At 50.3% G+C, this 20,635-nt stretch carries 16 protein-coding genes, 1 tRNA gene and 3 pseudogenes; 7 read left to right on the top strand and 13 right to left on the bottom strand.

The window, feature by feature from the left end; translation table 11 throughout:
• Positions 1-10 precede the first annotated feature (10 nt).
• From RS584_RS14720 to RS584_RS14695, 6 genes and pseudogenes are all read right to left on the bottom strand, one after another.
• Positions 11-1,738 (bottom strand): ParB family protein, encoded by a 1,728-nt coding sequence (locus RS584_RS14720; RefSeq protein WP_315748119.1) that lies wholly within the window; start codon positions 1,736-1,738, stop codon positions 11-13.
• Positions 1,731-1,988 carry a type II toxin-antitoxin system HicA family toxin gene (locus RS584_RS14715; protein ID WP_315748118.1) on the bottom strand — a complete coding sequence of 86 codons (258 nt, stop codon included), beginning with the start codon at positions 1,986-1,988 and terminating at the stop codon, positions 1,731-1,733. Before RS584_RS14715 ends, RS584_RS14720 begins: the two co-directional genes overlap by 8 nt.
• On the bottom strand, positions 1,972-2,826 hold the full coding sequence (locus RS584_RS14710; RefSeq protein WP_315748117.1) for a ParA family protein: 855 nt from the start codon (positions 2,824-2,826) through the stop codon (positions 1,972-1,974). Before RS584_RS14710 ends, RS584_RS14715 begins: the two co-directional genes overlap by 17 nt.
• Positions 2,827-2,862: 36 nt before the next feature.
• Positions 2,863-3,075 (bottom strand): AlpA family transcriptional regulator, encoded by a 213-nt coding sequence (locus tag RS584_RS14705; protein WP_315748116.1) that lies wholly within the window; start codon positions 3,073-3,075, stop codon positions 2,863-2,865.
• A 469-nt stretch (positions 3,076-3,544) separates the two neighbouring features.
• Positions 3,545-4,543 carry a LysR family transcriptional regulator gene (locus tag RS584_RS14700; RefSeq protein ID WP_315748115.1) on the bottom strand — a complete coding sequence of 333 codons (999 nt, stop codon included), beginning with the start codon at positions 4,541-4,543 and terminating at the stop codon, positions 3,545-3,547.
• A 595-nt stretch (positions 4,544-5,138) separates the two neighbouring features.
• Positions 5,139-5,273, bottom strand: a pseudogene (locus RS584_RS14695) (IS110 family transposase); the annotation flags it as partial.
• 109 nt (positions 5,274-5,382) lie between these two features.
• On the opposite strand from RS584_RS14695, the gene RS584_RS14690 reads away from it, so the two are divergent.
• From RS584_RS14690 to RS584_RS14665, 6 genes and pseudogenes are all read left to right on the top strand, one after another.
• Positions 5,383-5,901 carry a ClbS/DfsB family four-helix bundle protein gene (locus RS584_RS14690; RefSeq protein WP_315748114.1) on the top strand — a complete coding sequence of 173 codons (519 nt, stop codon included), beginning with the start codon at positions 5,383-5,385 and terminating at the stop codon, positions 5,899-5,901.
• A gap of 18 nt (positions 5,902-5,919) precedes the next feature.
• Positions 5,920-7,136: pseudogene (locus RS584_RS14685) on the top strand (ISL3 family transposase).
• Between the two features lie 160 nt (positions 7,137-7,296).
• A complete protein-coding gene (locus tag RS584_RS14680; RefSeq protein ID WP_315748113.1) occupies positions 7,297-8,094 on the top strand; it encodes a hypothetical protein in 798 nt (265 codons plus the stop codon).
• An 895-nt stretch (positions 8,095-8,989) separates the two neighbouring features.
• Positions 8,990-9,514: a hypothetical protein gene (locus tag RS584_RS14675; RefSeq protein WP_315748112.1), complete on the top strand. Its 525-nt coding sequence runs from the start codon at positions 8,990-8,992 to the stop codon at positions 9,512-9,514.
• A 59-nt stretch (positions 9,515-9,573) separates the two neighbouring features.
• Positions 9,574-10,146 (top strand): hypothetical protein, encoded by a 573-nt coding sequence (locus tag RS584_RS14670; protein ID WP_315748111.1) that lies wholly within the window; start codon positions 9,574-9,576, stop codon positions 10,144-10,146.
• Between the two features lie 531 nt (positions 10,147-10,677).
• A pseudogene (locus tag RS584_RS14665) lies at positions 10,678-10,770 on the top strand (IS66 family insertion sequence element accessory protein TnpB); the annotation flags it as partial.
• A 673-nt stretch (positions 10,771-11,443) separates the two neighbouring features.
• Here the strand turns inward: RS584_RS14665 and RS584_RS14660 are convergent.
• The 5 genes from RS584_RS14660 to RS584_RS14640 all read right to left on the bottom strand — a co-directional run bounded on the left by RS584_RS14660 (position 11,444) and on the right by RS584_RS14640 (position 17,130).
• Entirely contained in the window at positions 11,444-12,151 is a 708-nt protein-coding gene (locus RS584_RS14660; RefSeq protein ID WP_315748110.1) for a toll/interleukin-1 receptor domain-containing protein, read from the bottom strand.
• A 1,372-nt stretch (positions 12,152-13,523) separates the two neighbouring features.
• The gene (locus RS584_RS14655; protein WP_315748109.1) at positions 13,524-14,753 is read right to left on the bottom strand and encodes an integrase domain-containing protein; all 1,230 of its coding nucleotides are present in this window, start codon (positions 14,751-14,753) and stop codon (positions 13,524-13,526) included.
• A gap of 219 nt (positions 14,754-14,972) precedes the next feature.
• Positions 14,973-15,049 (bottom strand) — tRNA-Pro (locus RS584_RS14650).
• A gap of 73 nt (positions 15,050-15,122) precedes the next feature.
• Positions 15,123-16,883, bottom strand: coding sequence for an LPS biosynthesis-modulating metalloenzyme YejM (gene yejM, locus RS584_RS14645; RefSeq protein WP_315748108.1), 1,761 nt, complete (start codon positions 16,881-16,883; stop codon positions 15,123-15,125).
• A gap of 19 nt (positions 16,884-16,902) precedes the next feature.
• Complete coding sequence (locus RS584_RS14640; RefSeq protein ID WP_001135586.1) at positions 16,903-17,130, bottom strand: YejL family protein; 228 nt, start codon at positions 17,128-17,130, stop codon at positions 16,903-16,905.
• Positions 17,131-17,264: 134 nt separating this feature from the next.
• Here RS584_RS14640 and yejK point away from each other — a divergent pair, with 134 nt between their 5' ends.
• Positions 17,265-18,272: a nucleoid-associated protein YejK gene (yejK, locus tag RS584_RS14635; protein WP_017693031.1), complete on the top strand. Its 1,008-nt coding sequence runs from the start codon at positions 17,265-17,267 to the stop codon at positions 18,270-18,272.
• Between the two features lie 51 nt (positions 18,273-18,323).
• Here the strand turns inward: yejK and rplY are convergent, their stop codons facing one another.
• Together rplY and RS584_RS14625 are read right to left on the bottom strand one after the other, a co-directional pair.
• A complete protein-coding gene (gene rplY, locus RS584_RS14630; RefSeq protein WP_015572298.1) occupies positions 18,324-18,608 on the bottom strand; it encodes a 50S ribosomal protein L25 in 285 nt (94 codons plus the stop codon).
• Positions 18,609-18,733: 125 nt separating this feature from the next.
• On the bottom strand, positions 18,734-20,494 hold the full coding sequence (locus RS584_RS14625) for a DEAD/DEAH box helicase (protein WP_315748107.1): 1,761 nt from the start codon (positions 20,492-20,494) through the stop codon (positions 18,734-18,736).
• Positions 20,495-20,635 lie beyond the last annotated feature (141 nt).

The raw sequence follows: 20,635 nt of genomic DNA, 5'->3' as shown, positions 1-20,635 counted from the left end.
GTGTCCTCCCTCAAGACCCGGTTATGATGCCATCGCCACCCTTGATGCCAGCCTCGAGCTCCAGCAGTCGGCGTGCCAGGCGCATCAGACGGAACAATTTCACCAGTCCATTGTCGGTGAGTATATGGAAATGGTTCCGGGGCGGAGTGATCGGCTGCGCCATTCCAAGCAGCAGGACGCCCAACTCCTCTGCCAGTCGTGCCGTGTCGAGACGCGTCGCGGAGGCGCTGGCCGGAAGATAAGGTGCGCTCAAAACGTGCAATAGCGTCAGGATTGCACTGGGAGACGCTATCGTGACGGCGGTGTCTGCGTGTGGGATCTGTGGGAGCTGATCTGTGCATGAGAAGCCGATGCCGAAATCGGACGGGACGATATGGTCTCCCACGCCAGCTTCAGTGGCAATTTCCAGTGCGAACTGTGCAATATGCGTGCGCAACCGATCGGGATCGTTCAGATCAGGGTCGATGTACCATATATCTGAGATCGGATAAAGACCGCCGACCTGTACGGGGATGGCTTGAAGGACGTTGTTCTCGAAATTATTGTGCGGCTCTCCGGTGTGGTCGGCAATCAGGCGCTGAAGTGACAGAAGGCGATCGGTCGTTGGAGCGGCCGAGACAATATGCTCCTGAATCAGCATTGACCTCTCGTCCTTTTCGTCCTGCTCATCGACGGAAACGGGCGGTTGTACCGGGCCTGGCTTTGTCTGCATACTGGATTCTGGTACCGGCGCCTCAAGGGGCGGCAGTGACGAAGGGGGTAGGGGAGAACGGTGCGCTGGTACGGGTTGTGGCGACGTCGCCACGCAAGGTTTAGCTGGCGGTGCAGCGACGGGTTCACTGGTCAGAATTTGCCAGCGTTTCTCGGCGTCGACGATTTCGAGAGCGAGGGTGTCATATACCACACCGAGTAGATCGGCCATCTGCCCGATCAGTTCATCCTGGACGCGTTGAAGATTGAAGTTGCCGACTGTGTTATCAAAGACGGCAAGAACATCCTGGAACAGCGTGGCGAAATCAATATCAACCTGTCTGACCGCGGCGTGTGCCTCCCAAACCCTGGCACTGGCCCGGCGCAAACTGGTCAGTTGCCCTACCTGATGGCGACCCAGCCCTCCGTAGAGGACCTGTGGGATCGCTGGCAGCAGGTATTGGATGGCCTCCTGCATGCGACTGATATGGGGTTGAGGCACTGGATAGCCATCGGCTCTGAGGCGCCGGGAAAGCTCTGATTGCGACAGTGACTTGCCGTCTTCCTGCTCGTAGAGTTCACGAACTTTTTCGACGCCAAGTGCGCGCTCGATGAACGAAAGGCTGCCGTGCAATTCGCTCTCTGCGAGGTGTCCGGTCAGAGCGACAATCTCGCCCCGTTCAGGCCAGGGGCGGAACAGACAACTGATACGAAAGAAGCGCTCATCCCTGGTCTCTGCCCATAACTCACGCAGTATAGCCAGCCGTGTGTTGCCACCATTGCGAATAATGTAGTGAGATGAACCAGGGCGTCTTGTGATGGGTGGCGGTGCGTCCAGGCCGCGTTCGCGGATTGAGGTCTTGATTTCGTCATAGAGAGGGTTGCGTGTAAGACGCGGATCAAGCTCGTACGGGCGCAACTCATCAAGTGTCACGATCACCGGGGTGTCTGTGACAGGATCTGCCAATGTACTTGTTACCGGATCTGTACGCACGAAGCCATCGCTCATTAACCTGGCAGCTATTTTTTGTTCGGAGATATCAGACATGGCCGGTCTCCTTTCCGTCAGGGCTGGCTATGGCATCCTTAACTTTCGCGCGGCGCAGCATGGCACGGGCGTTGCGTTCAGTACGGTGATCGCTGGCCGTCGAACTCGTGAAAATTGGCGGCAATCCCGGCTTGATGAATTTGAGGTGACCGCCGGACGTGCGGGAAACGCTCCAGCCTTCGCTCAGTGCAAATTCAATGAGAGGCAGAAGTTGCTTGTGGCCTCGAGCAAGTTCATGAGCGATTGACATGAGAATGTCTCCTGCCGATTTTGCCAGACAAATGGCTGAAACACACACGCCAATGCTGGGACAACCCGGTGGCCAGTCGTCGAATAATATCGAGCGTAGCGAGGACTACTCCGACTCCCGGACGTCGGTATTCACCCCGGTGGGCTGGCAGGCTTTGCGTTGCCACATGTGGAAGTGCTCCGATTGCCAGGACTTCAGTATGCATGGCATCCTCGCCTATTTTTTCATGGAAGATCATGCGCAATGACGGCCGGAATAAGCGGGAATTCTCTGAGTCTGGCGGTGCCTGATTGATTAACAATTGCAACGGTGGTATATCGATGCCGGGGTGATGATAAGGGGCGATAACTTCGATTAATTTAAGGGTACCGCGCCGTGGCTCTGGAGCAGTATGAATGCCGGGAGTTACTGGCGCGACCACAGCCCCTGATGCTATTATGTCAATCTCAAAAAGCACTGTGCAAGAGCCTTGTATGTCAATCATCATAAGATCGTTACGGCGTTGAAATACTGGCAGCAGATTTCGCAGCCTCATTCCGCTATCAGAGGCAGGCAGCAACAGAGTATTCAGTTGGTTGTGTTCATCATTAGACAGGGTTATGCCTGGCCTCTCCGTAGCTGTGCGAGAGATTGGTCGCGAAATACTTCGCTGGTTAAATGCTAACTGTTTATAAATGCGACCTTGCGCCCGATCCTTTACCTCGTAGTACGATGGGACCGTTGGCTGGCTATCAAGATCAAGCAACAATATCCGCAATCCAGCATCGGCGATGACGCTGCCAGAATTCGCTGCGATGGTCGCATCACCTTTTGTCGGGATAATTGGTATCGCCTGCATGGCTGGCCCCTCTTAAAATGCATTCAGGAAGCAGAGTCAGATGCGAGTTTTAAGGCGTTCGATGATCCATTGTTCGATCTCAGCCGAGTCCCAGCCTACGGCGCGGACCCCCAGCTTTATCGCCTTGGGAAACTTACCATCTTTCATCAGGCTGTAGATATGAGCTCGCTTAAAGCCTGTCTTTACCTCAACTTCTGCGCGTCGCAATATACGGCGCTCTGTTAATGGAGCGGGGTTCTGTTGGTACATTGTGGTCACTCCTTGATACTTGGTGGAATTTCTTAGGTACAATCCGTATTAGATAAATGCGACCGTTAGAACACTACAAACAATAGGATTGTACAGACCACCGCATTGATGGTTTTGCTCTTGCTGATACCTTCAGTCGTAAGAGCGAACCTGAAAGGCTCCAGTATTGGTGGCCGCAAGAATTTGATAAAGCATCGTGAGTGAAGATGCTTGTGCGGTTAAATAATGTACAGATTGCGTCTGTATTTATTTGTCGGATGGATGATCTGAATCGTCGTACAAGTTACGTAAACGCAGCTTGACATGCAGATACTTCGGTTTTTTGTCGATAGCGGATGCGGTTGATTTCATCGAATTGTCATATAAAAATCCTGCTGCAACTGAATAAGGATACTTTTTTGGTCCGATGCGTGTCGAAAAAAGCATGGCACCTTATAAGGTTTCTAATGGATGCCATGCGGGATCCATGTCAGTTGGTGGACAAATTACCGATTTCCAGTGCACGTTTGATGAAACGTTGTAGTTCAGGTGAGAGAGTTTTGTCAGAAGTTACCACAAATGTCGGAGTATCTGGAATTTCATCTGCCATCGGTCTGATAACCACATCACTGTGGCGGTAGAGCGCAATCTGCGACTTTATACCGATTCCAATACCATAGCCGGCTGCAACAAGCATTATCATTGGTTCATGGCCAGAAACATACTCGGCAATGGAAGGTAAAGGCAGTGAGTGATCACCGATCCACCTGCGAATGACATTATAACCCCCGGCACACTGTTCGGGATGGCAGAGGATGAGAGGATAACGAAGAGCTTCAATAAGGGGAATCTTCTCAAAGGAAAGCAGCGGGTGGTGAGTGGGGATCGCTACTGCGGGACGATCTGCCCAGATCATTTGCTTTGCGTAACCTTCGGTATTCTCACCCTCCACCGAAAAACCGACGTCTATCTGATCATGATAGAGAGCCTGAAGCATTTCGTTGACCGTCATCTCCACGATCCGGATCTCGGTCCGGGGTTCATCTTCCCGGCATCGTGCAAGTAATTGTGTAAGTTTCGGTTGGGCAAGACCATCTGTGAGGCCGATACGTACCCGGCCACAGTAACCCAGAGAGGCGGAATGCACACGGGTCTTTGCATTATCTAAGAAACAGAGCATCCGGCGCGCCTCTTCACGGAAAATCTCTCCTGGCCATGTCAGCTTTATACGTCCTCTGGTTCGGTCAAGAAGTCTCACGCCAAGCTGGTTCTCTAATTCCTTAATAGCACGAGACAGTGGAGAAGGTTCAATATGTACTCTGGCCGCAGCACGAGCAAAATTCTGTTCTTCTGCGACAATCAAGAAATAATAAAGGTGGCGTATCCTCATGGTCGTCGTCCTTACGGTTGTTAACATCGTTTTCTGACAACAGACAGCATGCTTTTTTCGAGCCTGAAAACGCTCCATCTCAACTATCAATCCTTTCATGAACGTCCGAAATATTCCTGCGTTATGCATAAGTCCAATCATTGATTTTCGAGTGAAATATAAGATATTTCACATCATTTCCTCATAGCAAACTCATCATGTGCGTTTGAAGCCGGACATTAATGTAGTTTCCTGAGCATTCATCCACTGACGCTGTAAAGTTGCCAGAGTAGCCTATCGCTGCCTGGCACATGCCGGACTCAAGAGAGAAGCGGTAGGCTTGTGATTCCGTCGGGTTTGGTGTAAGCCAGACGGGTAATATTGAGCGTAGCGCGAGTTTTTATTATTGGTACTTACCTGAGCACGAATGCCCTTAATTGTTCAATTAAGGGCTCCGTTTGGGAAACGGAACATATTTTACGATAAGGGCTTCCCCGACATGTCAAACCGTTGTTTGCGGAGTCTGCCTGTTCTTCATTAAAAATAAAGGGGAAAGATTGCAGGGACTATAAACGGTCATGATGAGTCGTAATCGATTCGAACCCTGATGAAAGACGTGCTAAGCGGATAGTTATGCAATATTCGGACGGGATTCACGGGGCCTAACCTTTATCATCAACGAATTGCAGGTCAGATGATTATTCTGTATCGTGCTTTAGCTGGCTGAGTACAGCCTGAAATCATGACCGTAATGCAATGATGCCCAGCAAAGCCTTGTGTTTTTGACGGTGATGACTACAACGACACGCCAGTATCTTCTGCGCACGAACGGTAAACAGACCAATCGACTGATTATAAACGGATCTTCCCCTAATTTGGTGACTAGGACATAATTGATTAATTTTCAAACACCACACAGCGCCTTATGGTGTCTCTTTTTAAATGTGAGGGAATTATTTATGAGTGTGCCGCAGACAAAAGCTGAACTACTTTTAGCTATTGATAAAAACTTTAGTAAATTAATTAGTTACCTTAACTCTATCCCGCCCGACATTACTTCTGATAGCTCAATGGATGGGCATGTTATGGGTACAGAGATGAGTGTTCGTGACCTTGTTTCGTATCTGCTCGGATGGAATTCTCTGGTTGTAAAGTGGATCACTGCTGATGCCAAAGGTCTGCCTGTCGATTTCCCGGAAACTGGCTACAAATGGAACCAGCTTGGTCTTCTTGCTCAAAAATTTTACTCAGATTACAATGAGTTAAATTATGACTTATTAGTATCTGAACTTCAGACTGTAAAAAATGAAATTATAAAGCTTATTGATGCGCGTACTGATGAAGTTTTGTATGGAAAACCATGGTACACAACATGGACGATGGGAAGAATGATCTCATTTAATACTTCTTCACCTTACGCCAACGCTAATGGAAGATTAAGAAAATGGGCGAAAAATAATAATATAATTTTAAGGTAAGCATCACCATAAAATTATATGGACGAAAAATCCCACTATGCCCACATTCTCAATTTGTCCGCGCCGTGGCAGGTTGAATCCCTGTTCCTTGACGAGCGATCCGGTTCTTTTACCGTACCGTGAGGTATAGAAAAAATGCCCGGTTAACCTGTCAGACCTGCGGAAAATCGTGTCCCATTCATGATCGCCGCCACCGTAAATGGCGGCATCTTGATGTCTGTCAGCCCGCGGCTTTAGTTGAAGGTCATGTTCCCAGAATTATGTGTACGGAGCATGGCAGGCAGACTCTGCCTCTTCCTTGCGTGGGGGTCGGCAGCCGGTATTTGTTGGTGTTTGAATCTTTCGAGCTCTCATGGCTGATAAACTGCACTGTTGATGCCGTTAAGAACCAACTGAAGCCCCATTGGAATGCTGTTGATGCATTACGACTCACGCGTTTAAGCGAGGGCTTGCACGGATAAAAAAGCCGTTTGCAGCGCGCCATATGAATGTAAATGAAATTGTTTTTAAACAAGGATATCGCTATAGAAAGGTGGTCTCTGACCGCGATGGACGGGTTTTGGCTTTAACGGGTGACCGCAGCGCAGAAAGTCCTGCTGCTTATCTTCGGTCCCTGACTCATGGACAGTTGCAGATTGGCAAAATACTCTCAATAGACAGGAATGCGAGATATATACGTGCGGCGGGAATCCACTTATCCTGTGCGGTTGAGAAAATAGCCTTCGACTGGTTCCATGTGGCTAAGTAACCTGGCGAAGTGGTGAATAGAACCGCCAGAATGAACATTCTCCCCTTCCAGCCGAAAGTCGTCGCCAGGCAAAAGGGGACACGTTTTCTGTGGCAGTACAACGACAAATCAATGACGGAATTCCGGCAGGAGAAACTGAAGTGGCTGCGTAAACAAATGCATCAGATAAGCCCGTGCTGGACGCTGAAAGAGCAGGCAATAAATATTTGGGATCAGCCCTGGAGTGAAGAACACATGAATGGCTGGTTGCGGTGAATATCACAGTCGGTTAACTGTGAGGTATCGATGATGAAAAACGCTGACAGAAACATAAAAACGGTTGTAAGGAATACTGAATGCCATGCGTCATCGTGTTTCGAACTGTAATGCTGAGGCGCTGAACAGCCAGATCCGACTACTTAGAATTAAAACCAGGGGATACCGAAACCGCGAGAGTTTCAAGCTAGGTGTGATGTTCCATTACGGAAAGTTAAATATGGCTTTCTGAGTCTTTCCACCATGATCTAGAAAGACCAATAAAAATACAGAAAATGCAGCAGGGCCGATAAATAAGCCGCCTGCCGGGGGGGCAGGTAATGGCTGCCCCCCCGGCAGGCGGCTTTTCTTTCTGTCTTGTATAACCTCATAAGTATGCAAAGGAGTCGTGATTGGACGCGTTTATGACCTGGGTGAACAACCCGCTGATACAAAGTGCTGTGATTTCCCCGCTTATAGGAGCCATTCTGGGTATGCTGTTTGCCGGACTCAATCAGTCTCCTCCGGCTGCTGCCCCCGCTACCGTGCAACAAGCGATGATTGTTTTTAAACAAACCATCGTGGTGAAACAGAGCCGGGGTACCGTTTCGTCGTCGAATGACGGTCTGGCATGGTTCGGGGCCGTATTTATTGTGATGGCGGTGGTTATCTGGGGATATAGCCGCTATGTCCATGATGTCCTGCATTACTGGGACAGCGTCGTATTGTCCTGCACGGCTTTTATACTGGCGGCCGGTTTGGCTTCTGCGATGCGGGGGCAATTCAGCAGCGTCGAATGGGTCTGGTATATATTCATGCCACTGATTGCGATGGGCGCATCGTTATACCTGATGCAACTGGCTCAGGCGGGGATCATTTCCGGCGCACGCGAGGCGACTTTTTTTTACGGGATCATTGATTATTACTGGCGCGTGCTGAACGATTCTCAGCGGATCTGGATACTGTGCCAGCTATCCGGGGTAGCGATGGGGATCGGGGCAACGTTTGTCGCCACGATGCGATCACTGCACTATCTGGCTTTGATGAACCAGCGTGCGACAGGGGCCTTGTCTTCTCTCTGGTTTTCTCTGGCGCGTTTCACTCGTTTTTCGGCCCAGTCCAGAGGGCTTGTGTTGCTGATCATATTACTGGGGGCAGCCTACTTCATGCTGGCAGGCCAGGTGCATGACCTGTGGATGCACCGAAGCTGACTGGCAACTAACGCCCCAGGTACAGCTTTGTTAATTGCGTTCGCTTTGTGCCTCAGTTCATGGCTGATGATCTGATGGGCCTGAGCGTCGCTCTAACGCTGGGCCGGGGTCAGCTCTCTGGCGGTTGGCCCGCCTGCGCTGTGGACCTTCCAGCCGATAGGTGCCGCATGCCTTGTTTAGATATACTGATGGCACAGGCCGTGCATGTTGCTCAGGCGTTTAACTTTGTACTGGCCGTCATACGCATACTGCAGGAGATAGGACTTATGCGCCGCGTCAGTAAACCCGGACCGGGCTGTGCCCAGGCGGCATCGGGTACCGTACGTTGCTGCGGTGTCGTGATGGACACACTGCGGAGTTTATCGCCTTTAGTCTATGACCGCTTGAGCGAAATACGATCTCCCCGGTCGGCTCAGGCGGACTGAAACTTGATGCATTCTTGACGGCGCAACCCGAAGGATGCATGTAGTTAAAGGCTCATCCTGACATGCGCATCAGGGATAGCCTTCATACGCCCGCCCAACGTCTCAGATGTCCGGTCGTTTCGGGTATATTTGCCACCACCTTTTGCCTGTCAGTTACCGGAAACGTCCTCAAGGCCTCTCAGACGGTGCGGGCAATCGGATGTTATGGTTAATTACCTGTAAAAATAAGTTGCAGCCGTCAGGTTTTTATTTGAAATTTATTTATCACTGTTGTTTATTTATTTCTTGTGAATTGTTCTCAATAACAATGATTAATTTTTTAGAGTGAAGCTGCTGGATGCTCCATATAGATTGAGAGTGTGAGTTATATTTTTATATATATGTGGAAAGAATCGGCTATGGCGGTTTATGCTTACTTGGCATCGTTATCATGCGCATAATTTATGTATAGACGAAAAGGAGTCACATATATGAGTAAGTTAATTCTTCCTCCGGATGTCAGCAAAAAAAATCATCATGATGTGGTCTTTTTTAATACACCTCCTGGCCAGGAAGACCGTGAACTGGCGGAAATCGTAAAAAAACACATTGAGGCGGAACAGTCACTGGGAACGTTAGCCGCCGGTAGCTGGTATCGTGCTGGTCTCGGACCACATCCAGTAAATGGGGGGGAATGGGTCACCGGTTCAACTCTGTCACCGCTTGGCAGTACGCCATCGGGTAAAATTGATCATATTAAATATAACTATGACCGCGATAGATTTGGTAGCTGGACTAGCCAGATCGGCGTTCGTCTGTATATCCTTACACCTGCCGGTGCAGAACTGGGGTTTGCCGACATAACCGCATCTGGCAGCGGCACTATCAATGCGGCCGGTAATAATTACCCGGCTGACTGCTTACTGGCTCTGAGGATGAAAGTGGGTAATCTCTCCGGTGGGCTGTTCAATCCGCCATATATTGATGGATATGATTGCACCGTGTTTTATGTTTAAGTAGAATCATAACCGGTCACATCGGGTGGCCGGTTATGTATTACAGACAGAGGTGTAATATGCTGGTATCAGATGTGAATGTTAATAATTCAGCCAGTCAAATAAATTATAAAAAAAGTGAAATCAGTACTTCTTTTTCCGGTTTATTTAAAACAATGAAAGATGAACTTGTAGATAGTAAACCAAAAACAGTCAGTGCTGTCGATAAAACATTAAAGAGCGATGCGGATTTTAAGCCTACGTATAAAAAAGAAATTTTACCGTGTGGCCATGAGTTTACCTCGTACAAGGTTGAAGATAATCTGACAGAAAGCGATAAAACGTATCTAAAAACCCTAGGATGGCCGACAGATGAATTTAGTGGTGTGAATATGCTGGCAAGTATGATTGCCAGTGATCGTGTAGATGGATATTTGACAGGTCCGGTAACCAAAGATTATTTGCTGGGTAACGAAAATAAGGGTGTGTCCGGTCTTGTTGGTCGGTGGCAAGAGGGCGGCTCTGAATTTAAAAAGCTTTGTCAGGCATTTTTGCATAACATGGATTTGAATACCCAGCAGAACTTAGGGGATCAGACGTCGCTTGCTTCTACACTTCTGAAAACAATCGATCAAAGTATGAAAAGCGTCTGAGCATCCAGTTATCTGTGACCGTCATAGCCCTCAATGCGTGGTTGTGGTGTCTATGAAGCTGGCGAGTCCGGAGTGTCCGGTCTCGCTGAGACGCGTTCCTGCCGGCGTCTGGTGTCAGCGCAACGGGGGCTTAACGTCGCCAGGAACGCTTACAGTTTACGCTCAATACGCCGGATAATCAGCTGATAGTCCGCGATAGTGGTAATCGTGCATATCTCGAGTAACGCTATGCCAACAAAACCTTCGACATCCCGTTCGCCAAACCAGCCAGCGACTGTTTTCCAGAAAAGTATTTGTCCTTTTGTTGCTAGGTCAGATGGGCTTGCCAGCAGAGAAATGTCAGGAGAAATATTTCAACACCAATCAGGATCCCAAATCCCGCCGGGACTCGTTGCGCTGCCGTTTAAAACGTAGGCATAACTGCAGTCTTGCAATACGGGGTAAGACCATATACATCTCAATTAGACCGTCTGCGCAGCAGACTCCGTTTCCGGAAAAATAGTGTCCATCATTTTTAATGGACACTAACGCGTGAAATGCCGGACATGGCTCCTTGAGGCACTTCGCCTCCACTTTGAAGAAAAACTACCGCGTATTGAGGCGGGATGCCGGTTAGGCATACCAGCTTAACCTGTGTTGTGGTAAGTAGCGCTTGCCGGATAGCTATAGACCTGAATTACAGCTTATCGTGACAAAGGACTGCAGAACCAGGAATTTTCTTAGGAAGACTAAGAGTGGGGGGTTATGACGTTTAAGCCGGCTTCAGTTTTGCCTAAACCACACAAGATCTTTTGGCCATGTGGATGCCCGGGGACAGGAGCGTAGCCTGACGGAAGGCGTTTGTGAGAACGCGTATGCGCGGTATTAAAATTGTACATCCTGTCCCGTTTCATCACTGTCGTTTTAACGGGATATTCTGCACGCTGCTAAGTCCGGTTGTGTGTCCGGGGGAGGGAAAGACGGTATAACGTGACTTTTCACGTTATTTTCCTGTCAAGGGGGGAGGATCCTGCAGGCTGTATGACTATGCCGCCAGGTAAAATCTATCAGGCGCGTATCCGGTCGTTTCCGGTATATTTGCCACCGCCTTTTGCCTGTCAGTTACCGGAAACGCCCGCCAGGTTTCTCATACCGTTATTACAAGCTTAAAAGGTCATCTCTTTGAACCAGTTTAAAAGGTCACCTGAAGTGACACGACCAATGGGGAAGGAAACATTAAGTATTCAAGATATCTGGTCTGCAATAGCAGACCAGATTCATTAGCCATCAATATTAGAACGTGTTGTGCCTCGCTAAACTAAACAGTAATCAGCTCTGCGATTTTTGTTGCAACAACTGCCAGTGTATCTTCTCCCGTATCCAAGCCACTTCGGGATGCAAGCAAGGGACTGACATTACGAAGAGCTTCATACGTCGTGTTATGCACAATAGGAACGAGCTGGTTACCTGCCAGTAAAGCAGAAAGCTCTTTATCGGCAACCCCTTCTTTAGGAAGGCGGTTTAACAATGCGGGAGTTACCAATACTAGGCCAATTCGAGAGTTTGCCAATCCTTTATCAATGGCACGCATCATAGGAACTCCAAGGGCAAGATCTTTTTCGCTAAACCATACTTTGACACCTGCCGCTTCGAGCAAATCGTGCAGCTCTTTGGCTATACCTTGTCGGTCATCCCAGGCATGGCACAGAAAAACGTCGCGCAGGTCTGGTTTCTCTGCGGCAAGCTTCTCAACCGCTTGTCGAATCGGCGTGAGTGATTGTACTTGGGCTGTAGTGTAAGAAACGGAAGACCCCGATTTTGACCAGCGTGGCTTTTTGCTGCTGCTGGATCCTCCGCCACTGCCTCCATAACTTCCGCCACCGTTAGTGCTCGATGAGGAGTAAGAAGAATAACTATCATAACTGTAGCTACTGCGGCTATAGCCACTGCGATTACGACATGCAGGACAGGCAGCAGCTGCCGCTGCCGAGGTGTGTCCACGTACAGGAGCCGTACATCTTGCCATACTCTGGTATCCCCTTATTATTCTTGAAGGTATGTGCTGTGCTAGTAAGACCAGAAGAGTAATGAGGGTTCTTGGTTGTAAAACCAACTGGCGTGTTTGCAGAATTTTGCACTTCATCACACTGCCACAGATAAATTTGAACCGAAGAGTCCAAAAAGAGCAGGGGATAGTGTTTCAGACTGGCTCTGAGCTCTTCCGGATCTACAAGCACCGGATTAATTGCCCTCAGTTGCTTCCGGACTCTGGCCTGCGCACGCCGCCTGGGCATCTTTATACCTCTGTCCCGTTTGCCAACTCTTTCCAGCTCATCCATCCTGTCCTGCACTAGTTTCAGGACTTCACCAAGACGTTTTTTATCAACATTTTGCTCCTGATTGATGCATTTCAGCTTATCGAATTCCTGATATTTAAGCTGACGGTAACCATATTTGAATGCCAGTGTGCCGTCAGGGTAGTCAGAAACTGTTATTTTTCACCCGCAACGCAGTATTTTCTTCGTAGATCCAACAAGAAAAATCATTTTATCGTAACGGAAAGTCAGCGTTTCTATAGGTTACGTGATTCCTGCCAGACGAAAATGTCATCCAAATCTTCTGCACTTTCTGCTACAAGTCGGTGCAGAACTTTGGGGTATTTTGCTGCTCTGCCGAAACACGGTTGAAGCCAGTAATGAAAGTATTCTGCCTGGTGTTGGCATCCTCGTGGCTGCTGAGACCTTCGAGGCACATTTCTCATTAGCGGAGACTCTTACTTTTCAGCTCGTTCAAGTTGAGATGGATACACCACTGCAATAATACACCGAATGGGATGAGCTGGCTTAGCCATAGAAAGCTATGGTAAGAAGTTCAATGTTGACCTTTCAGTGATTAACTTCGATTCGAATTACCTATTGAAAAGAGAAATGTCCTATCGGAGGTGGTTCACTAACGAACCTGTTAAGTAAGTATCTAAGCCGCTGACTATTCGTATGTTCGCTGAGTCGGCGAAAGCTGGGCGCTGGCTGTAGGACAGATGGTTGTAATAGTAATCTTGATGGCTATATCTGTGAGGGGGATGAGTTAGTTCCCGCAAAAGGCGTGTATTGCAATAGCCAGCGTACATGAGAAGCAATGATGCTAAGCCAGCACAAATAGCACGGCTAAGCCAACTTACGGCGTATACGAGATTTTTGCCAAAATTGATTTAAGGCATTCAATTGAAAAGATGAATCTATAATCATGTTTTTATATATAACACATTATTTTATAAGGAATATTTTCAATTAATGGGTTGCGGTAAAATTTCTGGCCTCACTTCCACACTCATTTTTTTACTGGTGAGGTAAAATTGAATTACCATCACGAAGATAAAGGTTACTTCATTCATAATTGTTTTACTCAGCCATGGCACCGACACTAGTTTTGCTGTATGACGCTGACTCTACATACTTTCCCCACCAGCCCATCATTTCTCTGCGTTGCTCCAGATACTGCGCCCTATTATATGCTCTCCTGACCTCGTTAGTGTCAATATGGGCTAATGCTGCCTCGATTACGTCTGGAGGAAATCCTTTCTCATTGAGTACAGTAGATGCTATCGCCCTCATACCATGTGCTACAAGCAAGCCTTTAAAACCCATACGTTTAAGCGCCATATTTGCCGTCTGGCTGTTCATTGCTTCAAGTGGATTTCTATATCCAGGGAAAACATAATCCCTGTGCTTACTGATAGGGCGCATCACTTCGAGAATGGCCAGAGCTTCTTCTGAAAGTGGCACGATATGTTCACGTTTCATCTTCATGCGGCCAGCTGGAATACGCCATTCCTTTGTGTCAAAATCGATCTCATCCCAACGAGTCATTGCGGCTTCCGCGGGGCGGGTCATGGTGAGTAATTGCCACTCAATCAGACAACGGGTTTGCCTTCTGATACTGGCAAATGCCAGAGTTTTCATCAAAAGTGGTAATTGTTCTGGTGAGAGGGCGGGGCGATGTTTCACTTTGGGTTTATGAAACGTTCGTCCGATTCTGGCTGCTGGGTTGACAGATATCAGACCAGAGTTAAGAGCATAATCCATGACTTCATTAATACGCTGGCTCAGTCGTTTCACCGTTTCTAATCGTCCTGCCGCATGAGTGGGTTGCAGTGCTCCAATAAATTGTTGAGCAGTGATATTTGCAACAGGCAGGGATCCGATGTGTGGGAACACATAATTGCTCAAAGAACGCCAGATATCGTTTAACGTATGAGTTGCCAGTCCCGCTGACTCTTTAGTTTTGAACCATTCACTTGCGACTTTTTCAAATGTGCTTTCAGTAGCACTTTTTTGGAGTAAGTATTCTGTCTTTTTATACTCGAGCGGATCGATATCTTTCCCTAAAAGAATACGAGCATCTTCACGAAGTCGACGAGCTTCAGATAGAGAGACTGAAGGGTAGGAACCCAGGCTAATCATCGCACGCTTACGTGTGAATGGTTTGTAATAACGAAAACGCCAGAGTTTCGAACCTTTAGGGGTGACCTGCAATTCCAGGCCGTCCCCATCATACAGGATCAAAGTACGGTCAGTAGTTTTAGCATTTTTTACTTCCGTATTGCTCAAGGGTTTTGTCTGACGAGCCATAACCGTCCTCCCATAGGATCTATGAAGATGTATAGGCATAGGGCTCTGGGTACTCACATCAGTGTATGCCCATAGCTATGCCCAAGAAGGTTGGATTTCAATGTATCAAGATGGCTTTCTGTAGACAACTGATTAAACTGTAGGTCTGTTTAACCTACTGTTTAATCAGTGATTTATGGCCTTGTCTGGACTGTATTAGACAAAAGTTGTGGGATAATTTGGTCGGCACGAGAGGATTTGAACCTCCGACCCCCGACACCCCATGACGGTGCGCTACCAGGCTGCGCTACGTGCCGACGCATAAAAGGAATACTACTCGATTCCTTTTTGAATGCAAGGGGCAAGCAACGCTAACTGATTCATAAATAATCAGTTAGCGATAAAGCGCTTCTCGTCTGTCAGCACCTGCAACAGCAAACTGAGCTGCGGTTTCTGGTCTTTCAGCTTCTCGCCTTCGATGTTATACGTCTGGTAATTGCCGTTGCTGTTCAGCACCAGGGACAACGTCGGCGTGGTCACCACCAGCGTGTTTCCGCCAGCAGCCGTGACCCAGTTATGACGCCGCGTGGCGCTAAAGAGGTCTTGTCCCTGCGAGTATTCAATTGCCGGTGTGCTGACGTGCAGCAGCCGTTGCATTAACGTGGTCATGACGTCTTTATGGTCGGTGAGCATGTTGATACGCTGCGCGGGAGTGCCCGGCCAGTGGATCACCAGGGGAACATGCAGGTTCGGACGCGACCACTCCATGCCCTTCGCCTCGTCGCCGAGCGGCACGCCATGCCCCGCCGTGATAATCACGACCGTATTGTCCAGCTTGCCCGCGTCGCGCAGGGCGGTCAGCACGCGGCCGATCTGCGCATCGACATCGCCCGCCGCACGGCTATAGCGGCGCGCGAAGCCTTTCTGATTGCTGTCATCAAGCGTTGTGCCGTTAAACGCAACCCAGGAGAACCAGCGGTTATCTTCCTGCGCATAGCGCTTCAGCCAGTCTATCCACTGGTCAGCGGTCCGATCGTCAGACTGGCTCTGCGCGGCGGGCAGTGAGAAATCAGACAGCAGCGCCTGGCGGTACAGCGAGCTGTTGAAACCATCAGAGGCGAACAGCCCCAGCTGGTAGCCCTGCTGATTAAGCCCGGTAATCAATGCCGCCGGAATACGGGCCGACAGCACGCCGTCCATATAGCTCGGTGAAATGCCGTAGAACAGGCCGAAAATACCCGCGTCGGTCGAATTACCGGAGCTCATATGCTGAGTGAATACGATGTTGTTCTCAGCGAATTCAGCCAGCGCTGGCATCTGCTTCTCATAGCGGGAATAGTTCAGGCCATCGACGGTAATCAGCAGCACGTTCTGACCGCGCCCCATGTCGCGATATTTCAGATCGCTCAGGGGATACTGCACGCTGACCGCTTCCGGATTACCCTGTTCGACCAGACGACGCTGATACTCCTGAGCGTCCAGCAGGCCGTGTTTTTCGAGGAAACGACGCGCCGTCATCGGATAGGAGAGCGGCAGGTTTGCGCGCTGCATGGTAATCGGGCGGTAGAAGTTCGCATCTGCCCAGATATACATCAGGTGCGAACCGATAAATGAGGCGAAAAAGAGCGCCGCGACGGGCTTCGCATAATGGCGGCGTCGGGTCAGACTGCGGAGTTTTTGCCAGCTCCACGTGGCGAACAGCATTTCGATCAGCAGGATGATCGGCACGCTGATAAACATCAGCTGCCAGTCGCGCGCGGTCTCGTTCTGATCCGGGTTAATCACCAGCTCCCAGACGACAGGATTCAGGTGCAGGTGGAAGCGGGTAAAGACTTCGCTGTCGATCAGCAACAGCGTCATGCCCGCCGTCGCAAGAATGGCGGACAGGAAGCGCATCAGCCGCTGCGACATGACGATAAACGTCAGTGGGAACAGGATCAGCAGATAGGTGGCGAAGACCAGAAAGCTAAAGTGACCAACAAGGCTCATCCACGAGTAGATGCGCCCGGTTAACGTGGTTGGCCAGTCCGCCACAAACAGATAACGGCAGCCGAGCACCATCGCCAACAGAATGTTGAACAGGGCAAACCAGTGCCCCCAGCTGACCATCTGGGAGACTTTTTCACGGTAGCGCTGACGATTCGTCACCATAAACTGTTGTTCGTTTCCCTTAGTGTGCCTGGTCGTCGCTAACGGAGGACTGCAAAGCCTGGGCGAAAGATTTGGCGATCGCCTGACGCTGAGCCGGAGCAACGCTGGTATTGATCAGGTTGGTAACCATATTTCCCAAAACCATCAGGGAGAGATCGGTTGGCGTTTTATGTTTTTCCAGTACGTTGACCAGCTCACTGAGCAATTGTTCAACGTGTTCGTCACTGTAGCGGGAATGTTGTGGCATAAATCAAAATCAGTTTATTGAGAGAAGGGCGACATATTACCGTAGCAACAGCTTTTTTTCCCCTTTTTTATCTTCTGTTGCACACATGCGTTGGTGGTGGTTGAATACCGCCCGGTCTAAAAGGAGAGTTTATCATGAGTCTGGAAATCAACCAGATTGCCTTGCACCAGCTTATCAAGCGTGATGAGCAAACCCTTGAAGTGGTGCTGCGCGATTCGTTACTGGAACCAACGCCTACCGTTGTCGAGATGATGGCGGAGTTGCATCGCGTCTACAGCGCGAAAAATAAAGCCTATGGCTTGTTCAGCGAAGAGAGCGAACTGGCGGATAGCCTGCGCCTGCAACGTCAGGGCGAAGAGGATTTCCTGGCATTCAGCCGCGCTGCTACTGGCCGTCTGCGTGACGAGCTGGCGAAATATCCCTTCGCCGATGGCGGTATCGTCCTGTTCTGCCACTACCGTTATCTGGCGGTAGAGTATCTGCTGGTCACCGTGCTGAATAACTTAAGCAGTATGCGCGTGAACGAGCAGCTGGATATCAGCTCAACGCACTACCTGGATATCAACCATGCGGATATTGTGGCGCGTATCGATTTAACCGAATGGGAAACCAACCCGGAATCAACGCGCTATCTGACCTTCCTTAAAGGCCGTGTGGGCCGCAAAGTGGCGGATTTCTTTATGGACTTCCTCGGCGCCAGCGAAGGGCTGAATGCCAAAGCGCAGAACAAAGGTCTCCTCCAGGCGGTGGATGACTTTACGGCTGAGGCGCAGCTTGATAAATCTGAGCGTCAGACCGTGCGTCAGCAGGTTTACAGCTACTGCAACGAGCAGCTACAGGCTGGAGAAGAGATTGAGCTGGAGTCGCTGTCCAAAGAGCTGGCAGGCGTCAGCGAAGTCAGCTTCCAGGAATTTACTGCGGAAAAAGGCTATGAGCTGGAAGAGAGCTTTCCGGCGGATCGCAGTACGCTGCGTCAGCTGACGAAATTTGCCGGTAGCGGCGGTGGGTTAACCATTAACTTTGATGCCATGCTGCTCGGGGAACGTATCTTCTGGGACCCGGCCACCGACACGCTGACCATTAAAGGCACGCCGCCGAATCTGCGCGACCAGCTCCAGCGTCGCACCTCAGGCGGTAAGTAACAGCCATAAAAAAACCCCGCAAACGCGGGGTTTTTCTCGACAGGTTTGCGATTACGCGCGAACGAAGTCGATGTGAGTCAGTTTTGGCTTGAACGCGTGACGCTGAACAGCCTGAACTTTCACTTTTTCTTCTTTACCGTCAACAACGATGGTCAGAACTTCGCTGTAGAATTCAGCTTTGTTCTGCATGTTCCATACTTTGTCGTGATCCAGTTCAATAGCAACTGGAGCAGCTTCGCCACCGTAAACGATAGCCGGGAACTTGTTTGCGGTACGCAGGCGGCGGCTCGCACCCTTACCCTGCACGTTACGTACTTCTGCTTCGATAGTGAACATTGATTTCTCTCTGTATTTAAAACCCTACTACAGGCGACCCAGCAGCAGGTGAGTGTTCTGCCTCACGGATGTGAAGCGGGCGGCATTTTATACTCAAATGGCTCGCGCATCAACGAAAAGTCCCGTTAACCGCGCAATTCGTTTGCCCGGCGAAAGCGTCCTTCATAGTCAAAGACCTTCTCACGCACCTGCCAGAACTGCCCTTTTTTACGGGCGACAACAAAATCAGGATGGCGCAGTAACGCCCGCTGGCGCACGATATCGGCCACGGTTATCCAGCGCAGCGGCACGCCAGGCGTGCGGGTATGCGGGCGGATAAAGAGCTGCTCGAACGCGGTGCGCTGGGCGGGCGTCTGGACCCGGAACCGCTCGCTGACGTCTGCGCCATCCTCGTCGTAGTAGGTAATTTTTAGCCACTCGCCTTTTTCATCCGCGCCGGGCTGTAAGGCCATGCCGGAACAGCGCAGCACCAGCGCATCTTTCAGCTTCAGCGCCGCTTTCAGCATGTCGTCCGGGTCGACCAGGACCGTGTCGCACTCCCGACAGCGGCGGGCGGCAATGTCGTTTTCGGCATTGCACTGCGGGCAGTTTTTGAAGCGGAAGCGGAAGTCACACTGTTCGCGATGGCCTTCATCGTCTTCAAACCAGCCCTGACAGCGGCGGCCAAAATGTTCGATCAGCGTGCCGTCGGCGGTGGTTTTCCCCCAGAAGGTGTTGGCAAACCCGCAGGCAGGGCAAAAAACCTGAACGGGCACGTTGTCGCTCTTGCCTTTTGGCGTGCCGACTTCCGGCGAATAGAGATCGTGCGGGTTACCGGCGTAATCAAGGATCAGACAGTCGGTTTTGCCCGGCGCCAGACGCAGCCCGCGGCCAACAATCTGCTGATACAGGCTGACGGATTCCGTCGGGCGAAGAATCGCAATCAGGTCGACGTGCGGGGCGTCAAAGCCGGTGGTTAGTACGGAGACATTCACCAGATAGCGGAACCGCTGAGCTTTGAAGTCCTCAATCAGGCTGTCGCGCTCCAGGCCGGGGGTTTCACCGGTAATTAACGCCGCGTCGTCGGCGGGCAGCAGCCCCGTAATTTCGCGCGCGTGTTCGACAGTGGCAGCAAAAATCATCACCCCTTTGCGCGTTTGTGCGAACTCTTCAATCTGGCTGATGATATGCGGCGTGATCCGCTTCTGTTTTTTCAGCTCATGGTTAAGATCTGCCTCGCTGAACAGCCCGTTGCTCTGCGCCTGTAAGCGGCTGAAATCGTACTGCACGACCGGCATATCCAGCCGCTCCGGCGGCGTCAGGTAGCCGTGCTTGATCATGTAGCGCAGCGGAAGCTCATAGATACAGTCGCGGAACAGGGCCTTTTCATCGCCACGCACCATGCCGTGATAATGAAACTGATAAATCCAGCCCTTGCCCAGACGAAACGGCGTGGCGGTAAGGCCAAGCAGACGGAGGTGAGGATTCACCTTTTTCAGATGAGTGAGGATTTGCTGATACTGGCTGTCGTCGTCATCGCTGATGCGGTGACACTCATCGACAATCAGCAGGGAAAACTCGCTGCGAAACAGTTCCAGGTTGCGCGCAACGGATTGTACGCTGCCAAACACCACTTTTCCGTGGCTCTCTTTGCGCTTCAGTCCGGCGGCAAAAATGTCGGCCTCCAGGCCGAGCGCGCAATATTTGGCATGGTTTTGCGCCACCAGCTCTTTGACGTGTGCCAGCACCAGCACGCGTCCGCGGGCCAGGCGCGCCAGTTCGGCAATCACCAGGCTTTTACCGGCTCCGGTCGGGAGAACGATGGCGGCGGGCTCCCGATGCTTGCGAAACCAGGCGAGGGTGGCATCAACGGCTTCCTGCTGATAGGGGCGTAATGTGAACGTCATGGCTTCTCTATTCAGTTAACTCGCATATAGTATGCCACGAAACTTTTTCCCTTGAGTGGCGCAACCAGACCATTATACTGAACTGTTTCTGACTGCTTCTTTTTCGGACGCGTAGTCCGACTTCCAGCACCATTAAGGCTA

It is taken from the genome of Enterobacter sp. DTU_2021_1002640_1_SI_PRY_ASU_LCPMC_013, assembly GCF_032389435.1.
Lineage (GTDB): Bacteria > Pseudomonadota > Gammaproteobacteria > Enterobacterales > Enterobacteriaceae > Enterobacter > Enterobacter hormaechei_C.
This window is presented reverse-complemented; position numbering and strand designations above follow the sequence as displayed.